This window comes from Pseudomonas sp. GX19020, assembly GCF_023371075.1.
GTDB lineage: Bacteria > Pseudomonadota > Alphaproteobacteria > Rhodobacterales > Rhodobacteraceae > Pseudogemmobacter.
Genome location: NZ_JAMCCR010000018.1, coordinates 95,839 through 106,232, shown reverse-complemented (window position 1 = coordinate 106,232; position 10,394 = coordinate 95,839). Strand labels below are relative to the sequence as shown.

Annotated in this window: 10 protein-coding genes and 2 pseudogenes; 8 read left to right on the top strand and 4 right to left on the bottom strand. The window is 59.0% G+C overall.

The features are described from left to right. Both M3484_RS20620 and M3484_RS20615 read left to right on the top strand, forming a co-directional pair. Nucleotides 1-719 (top strand): transporter associated domain-containing protein (locus M3484_RS20620; RefSeq protein WP_249499039.1); only part of this gene is annotated, 719 nt, incomplete at its 5' end. Then, nucleotides 719-1,747 (top strand): CNNM domain-containing protein, encoded by a 1,029-nt coding sequence (locus M3484_RS20615; protein ID WP_249499038.1) that lies wholly within the window; start codon nucleotides 719-721, stop codon nucleotides 1,745-1,747. The genes M3484_RS20620 and M3484_RS20615, both read left to right, overlap by 1 nt. 169 nt (nucleotides 1,748-1,916) lie before the next feature. Here the strand turns inward: M3484_RS20615 and groL are convergent, their stop codons facing one another. Both groL and M3484_RS20605 read right to left on the bottom strand, forming a co-directional pair. After that, entirely contained in the window at nucleotides 1,917-3,542 is a 1,626-nt protein-coding gene (gene groL / locus M3484_RS20610) for a chaperonin GroEL (protein ID WP_249499037.1), read from the bottom strand. A gap of 54 nt (nucleotides 3,543-3,596) precedes the next feature. Beyond that, nucleotides 3,597-3,911, bottom strand: a complete 315-nt coding sequence (locus M3484_RS20605) for a co-chaperone GroES (protein WP_172361203.1) — start codon at nucleotides 3,909-3,911, stop codon at nucleotides 3,597-3,599. A 295-nt stretch (nucleotides 3,912-4,206) separates the two neighbouring features. On the opposite strand from M3484_RS20605, the gene M3484_RS20600 reads away from it, so the two are divergent. Together M3484_RS20600 and M3484_RS20595 are read left to right on the top strand one after the other, a co-directional pair. After that, on the top strand, nucleotides 4,207-4,485 hold the full coding sequence (locus M3484_RS20600) for an usg protein (RefSeq protein ID WP_249499036.1): 279 nt from the start codon (nucleotides 4,207-4,209) through the stop codon (nucleotides 4,483-4,485). A 135-nt stretch (nucleotides 4,486-4,620) separates the two neighbouring features. Next, a complete protein-coding gene (locus M3484_RS20595) occupies nucleotides 4,621-4,965 on the top strand; it encodes a zinc ribbon domain-containing protein YjdM (protein ID WP_249499035.1) in 345 nt (114 codons plus the stop codon). A 152-nt stretch (nucleotides 4,966-5,117) separates the two neighbouring features. Here M3484_RS20595 and M3484_RS20590 read toward each other — a convergent pair whose 3' ends face one another. Continuing rightward, nucleotides 5,118-5,723 (bottom strand): TetR/AcrR family transcriptional regulator, encoded by a 606-nt coding sequence (locus M3484_RS20590; protein WP_249499034.1) that lies wholly within the window; start codon nucleotides 5,721-5,723, stop codon nucleotides 5,118-5,120. A 162-nt stretch (nucleotides 5,724-5,885) separates the two neighbouring features. Here M3484_RS20590 and M3484_RS20585 point away from each other — a divergent pair, with 162 nt between their 5' ends. The 3 genes from M3484_RS20585 to M3484_RS20575 all read left to right on the top strand — a co-directional run bounded on the left by M3484_RS20585 (nucleotide 5,886) and on the right by M3484_RS20575 (nucleotide 8,863). Next, nucleotides 5,886-6,767 carry an alpha/beta hydrolase family protein gene (locus tag M3484_RS20585; RefSeq protein ID WP_249499033.1) on the top strand — a complete coding sequence of 294 codons (882 nt, stop codon included), beginning with the start codon at nucleotides 5,886-5,888 and terminating at the stop codon, nucleotides 6,765-6,767. Nucleotides 6,768-7,533: 766 nt separating this feature from the next. After that, entirely contained in the window at nucleotides 7,534-8,172 is a 639-nt protein-coding gene (locus M3484_RS20580; protein ID WP_249499032.1) for a DUF2971 domain-containing protein, read from the top strand. 76 nt (nucleotides 8,173-8,248) lie between these two features. Beyond that, on the top strand, nucleotides 8,249-8,863 hold the full coding sequence (locus M3484_RS20575; protein ID WP_249499031.1) for a hypothetical protein: 615 nt from the start codon (nucleotides 8,249-8,251) through the stop codon (nucleotides 8,861-8,863). A 137-nt stretch (nucleotides 8,864-9,000) separates the two neighbouring features. Here M3484_RS20575 and M3484_RS20570 read toward each other — a convergent pair. Continuing rightward, a pseudogene (locus M3484_RS20570) lies at nucleotides 9,001-9,766 on the bottom strand (IS5 family transposase); the annotation flags it as partial. Between M3484_RS20570 and M3484_RS20565 the strand changes: the two are divergent. Beyond that, a pseudogene (locus tag M3484_RS20565) lies at nucleotides 9,757-10,314 on the top strand (IS6 family transposase); the annotation flags it as partial. The pseudogenes M3484_RS20570 and M3484_RS20565 sit on opposite strands and share 10 nt — an antisense overlap. Between the last annotated feature and the right edge of the window lie 80 nt (nucleotides 10,315-10,394).

Here is a 10,394-nt window from a genome sequence, read left to right as displayed (position 1 = left end):
TTCCTCATCGCGATGTCGAGCACGCAATGGTACCGCGCGCGCAGGCCGACTGGATCGACCCCGACACCACCATTGCAGAGATCCAGAAGGTGATGGCCACCGGGCACACACGATACCCGGTCATCAATGACGATGACGTGCCCGTCGGCCTGGTGCATCTGGCCGACATTCTGCCGCAGATCAATGCAGGCAGGCCTGACGCGCCTGCCACATCGGTGATGCGGCCAGTCTCCATCGTGCCGACCCTGATGCCGCTTCCCGCCGCGCTCGACACGCTGGTCAAGTCCGGCAACAAGATGGTCTGCGTCATCGACGAATATGGTGGTTTCGCGGGGGTGCTCACCATCGAGGACATCGCGATGGAGGTCGTGGGCGAGATCACCGACGAATTCGACAAAAATGCAATCTCCCCGGTCCGGGAAGAAGCCGAAAATGTCTGGGTGATGGAAGGCGACGTTCACCTGGATGAGGTGGAACGGGCCATAAATCATGACCTGCCCCGAGGCGATTTCGAGACGATTTCCGGGCTGCTCATCGCGCAACTGGGGCGTTTGCCTACCAAGATCGAAACCATTCGCATCGATCTGCCCACCGAGGGTGCCGATCTTGTCTCCGAAGCGCCGATCCACCGCTGGCTGGAGGTGAATGTCCTGCGTATCGCGCGCCATGTCCCAAGCCTCGTGCGCGTCAAATTTGTCGAAGAGCCGGAGCAGGACTAATGACAGACCCGCTTGTTGTTACCCTCGCGACCATCGCCCTGATCATCCTCAGCGCCTTCTTTGTGATCATCGAGTTTGCGCTGCTCGGCGCAAGGCGGCACCGGCTGGAAGAGCTGGCCCCGAACAGCAGTTCCGCCCGTGCGGCGCTGCGTGGCATGAATGACCTGACCCTGATGCTGGCCGGCGCGCAACTCGGGATAACGCTGTGCACCTTTGCCCTTGGCGCCATTACCAAGCCGGCGGTCCATTACGCGCTTGGACCGCTCCTCCTTGAATGGGGGGCCGCCAGCTGGCTGGCGGAAAGCGCCTCCTTCTTCCTGTCGCTCCTGCTCGTCACCTTCCTGCATCTGGTGGTCGGAGAGATGGCCCCGAAGTCCTGGGCCATTGCCAATCCCGAGAAATCGGCAATGTCGATCAGCCTCCTTGCGCAGGCCTATATCTGGCCGCTGCGCCCGCTGCTGCGCTGGATCAACCACATCGCCAACCGTCTGGTCAGGGCGAGCGGCGTCGAACCGGTTGAAAGCGCCGCAGTAGGAGGACAGGACGCGGCCACGATCCGCCAGCTTGTCGAGCATTCCGCCGAGGTCGGCGCGCTGGAACCTGGCTTGCGCCGTCAGCTCTCCGGTCTGATCGACCTTGGCACCATGCCCATCCAGAGCATCATCGCAGCCGGCCATTCCGTGACCACCGTCAAACCAGACGCAACCGTGGCAGAGGTCCGCGAAATCGCCTCGAAATCCACGCATATGCGCCTGCTCATTGGCGGAACCGGCGGACCGCGCGTCATCCATGTGCGGGACCTCCTGCTGAAGGACGACAAGATCCCCGCCGCCAGCCTGGCGCGCCCGGCATTCATCCTGAAAGCCGAAACACCGATCTACGAGGCTTTGGCAAATATGCGCGCAGCAAGCGTGCAACTGGCGGTGGTTGCGAGTGAAAACCGCGTCGCTGGCGTCGTAACTCTGGCCGACATTCTCAAGCGTGTACTGCCTGTCTCACCGACAAACGCCACCCGCAGCACTGCGTGACCAGGCAAGCGGGCAGCCTCAGGAGTCGAGGAGAAGGTCAGGATGACCATAGCCCCGCAGTCAGACTGCGGGGCTATGGCAGTAAGTATTCGAACCTCCGGGACGCGACCTCGGCGCGAAGGTCAGTGGCCTCGCCCCATACCTGGGGCGAGGCCGTCTGGTTTTCACCTCAGAAGTCCATTCCGCCTGCGGGAACAGGAGCCGCTGTTTCCTTCTTCGGCTTTTCTGCGATCATCGCCTCGGTGGTGATGAGAAGCCCCGCAACCGAAGCTGCGTCCTGCAGAGCAGTCCGGACCACCTTTGCCGGGTCAATCACGCCCTGCGCATAGAGATCGCCGAACTCACCGGTCTGGGCGTTCCAGCCCCAGGTCGGTTCAGAGCTTTCCCGCAGCTTGCCGACAATGACGGCCCCTTCGGTACCGGCATTGGCCGCGATTTGACGAACCGGGGCCTCGATGGCCTGTCGGATGATCTCGATGCCGTGTTTCTGGTCAGCGTTCTCGGTCGCGATACTGTCCAGAACCTTCGCCGCCCGCAGAAGCGCCGTACCACCCCCGGGAAGGATGCCCTCCTCGACGGCAGCGCGGGTCGCGTGGAGCGCATCGTCGACGCGATCCTTCTTCTCTTTCACTTCGACTTCTGTCGCACCGCCAACGCGGATCACCGCAACGCCGCCTGCGAGTTTTGCCAGCCGCTCCTGCAGCTTTTCGCGGTCGTAGTCGCTGGTGGTCTCCTCGATCTGAGCTCTGATCTGGCTGACGCGCGCCTCGATATCGGCCTTGGTGCCTGCCCCATCGACGATGGTCGTATTGTCCTTGTCGATGACGACCTTCTTCGCACGGCCGAGCATATCGAGCGTGACATTTTCCAGCTTGATGCCCAGCTCCTCGCTGATCGCAGTGCCGCCGGTGAGGATAGCGATATCCTGCAACATCGCCTTGCGACGATCACCAAAGCCCGGCGCTTTGACCGCCGCGATCTTCAGACCACCGCGCAGCTTGTTCACAACCAGGGTCGCCAAAGCCTCACCCTCGACGTCCTCGGCGATGATCAGGAGCGGCTTGCCGGACTGGATCACCGTCTCAAGGACCGGGACGAGCGCCTGAAGGTTCGAGAGCTTCTTCTCATGAATCAGCAAGTACGGGTCTTCCAGCTCGACCCGCATCTTGTCCTGATTGGTCACAAAATAGGGCGAGAGATAGCCACGGTCGAACTGCATGCCCTCGACCACTTCGAGCTCGGAGATCGCAGTCTTGGCCTCTTCAACCGTGATGACGCCCTCATTGCCGACTTTTTGCATCGCCTCGGCCAGGAAACCGCCGATCTCCGCATCGCCATTTGCGGAAATCGTGCCGACCTGAGCGATCTCGTCGTTCTTCGTCACCTTGCGGGCATTCGCTTTCAACTCGCCGACAACGGCCTCGACCGCCTTGTCGATGCCGCGCTTGAGATCCATCGGGTTCATGCCGGCGGCAACAGCCTTCGCGCCCTCGCGCACGATGGCCTGCGCCAGAACCGTCGCCGTCGTGGTGCCGTCCCCGGCAGCATCATTGGTCTTGGAGGCAACCTCGCGCACCATCTGCGCGCCCATATTCTCGAACTTGTCCTCAAGCTCGATTTCCTTGGCGACCGATACACCGTCCTTGGTGATGCGCGGAGCTCCGAAGCTCTTGTCGATCACGACATTGCGCCCCTTGGGGCCAAGCGTGACCTTCACGGCATTGGCAAGGATATCGACGCCACGCAGCATCTTTTCACGGGCGTCAGAGTGGAATTTGACTTCCTTCGCAGTCATTTTCTGATTTCTCCTCTACAGGCAGTTTCTTCGACTGGATTGCAGGGGAAGGCCTCAGGCGGCCTTCTTCGCGGCGGCGGGCTGGTCGATGACACCCATTACATCGCTTTCCTTCATGATCAGCAGATCCTCACCATCAAGCCGGATCTCGGTACCGGACCATTTGCCGAACAGAATGCGATCCCCGACAGAGACGTCGAGCGGGATCAGCGTGCCGCTGTCATCACGGGCACCCGAGCCGACAGCCAGGACCTCCCCTTCCTGGGGCTTTTCCTTGGCGGTGTCGGGGATGATCAGCCCCCCGGAGGTCTTCTCTTCAGCGTCGATACGGCGGACCAGAATACGGTCATGCAGTGGACGGAACGTCATATCGTTCTCCTCTTGGACAAACAGATTTTGAGAGGTTCCACCGCTCCGGACCGGCCCGGAAAGACCGGGCCCAGAGCGGGGCCGCGCGACCCGTGAGGCGTCGCGCGCCATATAATTCTGTAACCCCAAAAGAGGTTTCAAGGGGTCAGGTCAAAAAAAATCACTCGCAACCCGTCGCTGCTAACAGACTGTATTCCCCCGACAAAAAATCGCGAGCACCGCCCCAACATCTTGAAAATTCGCTCTGGCCGGGACAGCATGCCTCTGTCCGGGTTATCAAACGAAGGAGGATGATATGACCCGTATTCACGGATGCGAGCTCCGTATGCAGCTTGAAGGCTACGGCCTCACAACTGCGGAAATCCACTACCGGATGCCCGATCATCCGGGGATCCTCCAGACCTATGTCTGGCAGGAATATGATCTTGCTCCGGAGTTCCCGGAGCTGCGAGGCTTTCTGGAATTCTGGGAAGCAAAACTCCACGGCCCGCTGCACTCCGTGCGCGTCGCGCATCAACACCTGATCAGGCCATCAGAATGGAAAGCTGTTGACGGGATCATCTCGATCCACTGACGGGACATTGAAGCCGGAACCGCCCACCAACTGAATTCGAGAGGGGTGCCCTGTAGCCAGAGACACGAGGCGATGTTGCGGAAGCCCGAACATGCGCATCTCGCATTTTGATCCTTATAGCGCTATTGCCAAACCATGACCGATACCTTGCCCCCCTGCCCAGAATGCAAATCCGCCTATACCTATCAGGCGGACACGCTGTTGACCTGCCCGGAATGCGGCCACGAGTGGCAGCCAGGTTCGGCTGGAGACACAGATACGCGGGAGGTGCGGGATAGCGTGGGCAATGTGCTGCATGACGGCGATACCGTCACCGTCATCAAGGACCTGAAGATCAAGGGATCTTCTTCCGTGGTGAAGGTAGGCACCAAGGTACGCGGCATCCGACTGGTGGACGGAGATCACGACATCGACTGCAAAATCCCGGGAATTGGCCAGATGGGGCTAAAGTCGCAGTTCGTGAAGAAGGTCGCTGACTGACCTCGCATACGCTCCGTATTCCAGGCACTCGCTTGTGCACATAAGTGATCGATGGTGCCAGAGAACTGACGTTCGCAGCGTTGGAATGTGCACCTGACGCATTTCATGCCGAACTGCGCCTCGTCGCTGGAGTCTGACATTACCTTTCGTGCTTATGACCGGCGCTGTTCCTTCAGGATCTCATGGCACCCCCTGCGGATCAGAGCGGCGGCAGCCGCTCCGGCGACCTCGAAGTATTCCGGGTCACGGTGCAGCAGGACGACCGCGAAGGCACCATCCAGCAGCAGGATAACTTGGCGGGCAAGCGTCTGCGAAATCACATCGTCCCCCACCTCGCGCAGCACCGAACACAGCCAGGCCTCGACCCGGTTCTTGTGCGCGCGCGCCGCTACAATGGCCGGGTGGCCCGGTAGGTCGACCAGTTCCGCCGAGGCCCGCAAGAAACCACAGCCCTTCCAGGTCCGGCGGCGTGCGGCACGGGCCAACTGGTCGAAAATGGCCTGGACCTTGTCGGCCACATCGCCCTCCGCCCGCGCGAACCAGTGCTGAAACGCGGCCAGATTGGGCTGGTCCCGCATCTCGAGCCAGGCGGCGATCAGATCGTCCTTACTGCGGAAATGATAATAGAGCGTGCGCTTGGTCACCCCCACCGCCTCGGCGATACCGTCCATGCTGACGGCGCGGAGCCCCTCGGCATAGAACAGCTTTCCGGCAGCGTCGAGGATGCGGTCGCGGGTGGGGGAAGACAGCCTAGCCATGGCCAAATATATACCGACCAGTGAATATACTCAATCCGACCCGCTGCTAAGCTGGCGCGCATGGAACATAGTTGCGATCATCAACCCCCGCCGAACGCTCCCGTCACGCTCCAATGCGCCGACGGGGTAAGCTTGCATGGTCATCTGTGGCCCGCCCGGGCAATGCGTGAAGGCCGAGTCATCATCAACCCGGCCACCGGCGTGCTCGCGCAGTATTATCACCGCTATGCGGCTTTTCTTGCCATGCACGGGTTCGACGTCCTGACCTGGGATTATCGCGGCATTGGACTGTCGCGCCCGGCGGATCTGCGCGGGTGTGGCTATCGCTGGCAGGACTGGGGAACGCAGGACTTCGCGGCGGCGCTGACGTTCATGGCCGGGCGCAGAGGCGGCCCGCTGATCGTGGTGGGGCACAGCATCGGCGGCTTCCTTCCCGGCCTCGCGGCAGGAGCGGAGCAGATCGACCGGCTTCTCACCATCGGCGCGCAATATGCATGGTGGGGCGATTACGCCCCCCGGCGGCGACTGGCGCTCTTGCTGAAATGGCATATTGCCATGCCAGTGCTTGCATCGCTTTGCGGCTATTTCCCCGGCCGGCGCCTTGGGTGGCTGGAGGACCTTCCAGCCGGGGTCGCCCATGAATGGGCCTTCCGCCGCATGCGTTTCGAATTGTCGCATCCGGTTGCGGAAAGGTCGGAGGTAACGCGACGCATGGCTTCTGTCCGCGCGGATATCCTCGCGGTCGGGGTCTCGGATGACGAATTGGGAACCCCTCCCGCCATCCATCGCACCCTTGGGTATTACACCGGCGCGGATCGCACCGCCGTGCTGCTGCATCCCGCCGATTACGGGCGGCAGAGCATCGGTCATTTCAACCTGTTCCACGACAGCCATGCGCGGAGTTTCTGGCGTGAAACGCTGACCTGGCTGCGCGACGGGCAAAACCCCTGGCCGGATCGCGTCACGCTACAGGCGCGTCCCGCGTCAGATGGCGAAACGGGCTCCTCGCCCGTGTCGGGAGGTCGGCACCCAGCCCGATACTGACTGACAGTGGCCGCACGGCCCGACCGTCTACCAGTCGGATGACCACGCGGCCCGATAGCGGGAGATATGGAGCGCACCTACGCGGGATACGCAGTGCCCCACACTAGCGCGGTGCCGAATTCAGGAAATTTCTAGAGGCAGCAACAAAATCAACGGCGGTCCCGATGACACACCACTCCGCCTGCAAGCTCGCTCAGAACATGATGAGTTAAAAGCAATTGCTTGGCCAACGACTTGCATGGCCGGACACGCTGTCGGTAGCAAGTAGCACCACCGAAACGCCTACAAGGTTGCAAAGGGCGGAAAGCCGACTGACGGCAGCGCGGCATGGCGACTGCAGCAACTCTGTCGAAGCAGCCGTTCGCGCAAGTTTCAGCAATAGGCCGCACCGGTCAGCCGAGATGGAGAAATGCACACTGACATCAGTAAAAGATGTTGGTTCCAGGAAAAAATCAGAAAGCGACCACCCAGATAGCACGCTGGAACGGCGCTGCGCCCTCGCCATGCAGGGCGGGAAGTGGGGCCGCAACAGCACGGCTCCGCATACGGAACCGCTATCTTCGTACTTTAAGATAGGAACCATTTACACAGTGCCGAGATCTCCGCCACTCCAGAACCACTACAAATATATTTACATCAGACAATGCTCAGGCCACTATTGCACAGGGTGGAATCAAAATATACTTGTACAATGGCAAAAATTTCAAACTATTCACAACCCCCAAGACTTTATAGGTATAGAAACATAGATAATCTTGATCGAGAAATGCGCTGCATCGAGGGCGCGAATTTCTGGTGCGGACTCCATAGCAAACTAAACGATCCAATGGAGGGTACCCATAGGTTTAGCGCATTGCTAAAGGAGATCACAAAGAACTCAAAAGAGGGATCACTCTCTAATGCAAAGCGGGAAATTGATAAAGTCGGCGTGGCTTCATTTTCAGAGATCAAAAACCATGAAACAATGTGGGCGCATTATGCCGGTAACTTCAACGGGATATGCATTTCATACAGAACAAGCTACCTCTTGTCTGGCCTTGATGAAGACATTGACCTTATAAAGATGAACTATAGCGAAGAAGCACCGATGCTTGTCCATAACAACGCGTCAGCACATGATCGTGCGCGCTTAGCGTTGTCTCATAAATCATCGCGGTGGTCGCCCGAGCGAGAATGGCGCATCGTAACTCCCAAGGCCGGAACGGCTGACTACAAAAACATTAAGTGCGTGACCGCCGTTTATATCGGATCACGCACTTCACAGAAGGACACAGATGAAATAATAGCAAGAATGCGAGAATTGGGAATCTCAACTTATTCGATGAAGGTGGACAGTTACACTATGAGATTCACGGCCAATACGGGCATAACCCTCAAGATATCCCCGAGAAGAAAGAAATCCTAAGGATATGTCTATGTTTGAAAGTATTAATAAATACCTTTCTGTTTGCCAATTAAAACTTAGCCCATAGAAGTAACTTATGACGAAGTTCCTATCCCGTGAAGCAACGCAAGATTACTTTCTCCTGACACTACTATCTTATCACCACGGCATCATTGGCAAGCAAGTCTTCTTAGAAAGACTGTCAGTCCTTTCATCCCTCGGAGATCGAGCGGGTGGAGCCACGATCTTTGCGAATGAAATCTTACAAGGCCACGACTGGCTGAATGACTACACCGAATTGACGGATGATTGGCTGGCGCAGGAAGAATCAGAGTTAAGTGACAGTCATGGTGAACGATCAGTGGAGGAGTCATCGAAAGACGATCCCGACGGCTTTGTAGCGCACTTAATTATCGCTGTTGGAGGAATTAGTTGGGATTTTCATCCCTTCGATGATGACTGGTTTCCGTCCGTTCCTCATGGGCACAAGCGACCAGGAAAATCGACTGAAAAGCTAGATCCATACCTTGGCTGGATATACGATAAATCCAAACAATCGGGCAGATTGAAGCGAAAAGCCATAATTTCACTCTGGAGCAATGACCGATTTCGCGAAACCGCAAGCCGCGCGATTGACTACTACCTTCATGAGCACCCCCATTATCGTGGCTGGCGTGTGTCCAATCCGCGACGGCTTCCACGACGCAAATAAGCGACTATGCGCCGGTGAATTGATCTATCGCTTTCCGCCGATCAGTGTTGGCTTCGGGGATGCTGCACTGCAGGGTCGGAAACGGCTTTGTTGCGTTATTCGGATTGAGCCCGCACCTGTCCCTTTCCCGGCTATCTTCAGCGCATGCGGACGGTCTCGGGCGTGCCGAGCGATGTGAAGCGGTTCATGAGTGCGATGCGGATCTGAACTTCTGCATCCTGCCTGTCGAAGTCTCTGGCCATGATGCGCTCGCCGAGGAGTTTGACGCATCTCATCTTGGCCTCCACGCGACTTCGTCGGTGATATCCGGACCACTTCTTCCAGTTGGCCCGGCCGAACCGCTTGCAGGCACGTAGCGCTTCGTTGCGGGCCTGCAGGCCGGGATCATGGCCCTTCCAGTCTCTGGCATTTCGTCTTGGTGGGATGATGGCATCGGCACCTCGGGCCGCGATGACGGCATGGCACCCCTTAGTGTCATAAATGCCATCGGCGGTAACGCTGCCGATCCGCTCTTCAGCCGGGATCTGCGCCAGCAGGTCGGGCAGAACGGGCGCATCGCCGATACGGTTACTGGTCATCTCCACCGCCCGCACTTCCAACGTATCAGCATCAACACCGATGTGAATCTTGCGCCACTGGCGACGGCGGCTGGCCCCGTGCTTGCGGACCTGCCACTCGCCTTCGCCCGAAAACTTGATCCCCCCTCGCCGGTTCGCTCGAACCGGTGGCGCTTGCCGGCTCGATGTCCACCAGCAGATGCAGGGGACCGGATGATGCCCGATACGGGACCTGCACCTTCAGGTGCTTCTGCCTGCGGCAGAGCGTCGTGTAATCCGGCACTGGCCAGTCAAACCCGCTCAGAGCCAACAGGCTCTCCACAAACCCCGTCGTCTGCCGCAGCGGCTGTCATCGTCATCCGCGAGGCGATCCGCCTCTGGGTCAATCGTTTCGGTGCGCATTTTGCCGCCTGCATCCGCCGCGACCGGCCACGGCCGACGGACAAATGGCACCTCGACGAGGTCGTCGTCCCGATCAACGGTGTGAAGCACTGGCTCTGGCGTACGATCGATGCCAACGGCGATGTGCGCGACGTCCTTGTTCAGCCAAGCCGGAACGCAAAGGCGGCAAGGCGCTTTCTGCTCCGGATGATCGCGCGTTTTGGCGCGCCGCGTGTCGTCGTCACGGACAGGCTGCGCAGTTACATCAAGCCGATTTCCCAATTGGTACCGCGCGCAGATCATCGGACGCACAAGGGTCCGAACAACCGTATCGAGGGATCGCACCGCACGAGCCGACGAAGAGAGAAGATCATGGGCCGGGTCACGTCACCAAGGCAGGCGCAACGATTTCTCGCCGCACACGACCAGATCAACGCGATCTTCCGGCGCCACCGCTATCGCCTTTCTGCAATCCCATACCGCAATGCCAGGGCCGATGCGTTGGACCTGTGACTCGGCTACGCTGCCGAAAAGCACGCCTGATCGCCAGACCTCGCGTAAAATCGCAGGCTTCCCCAGATAATTTGGCAATG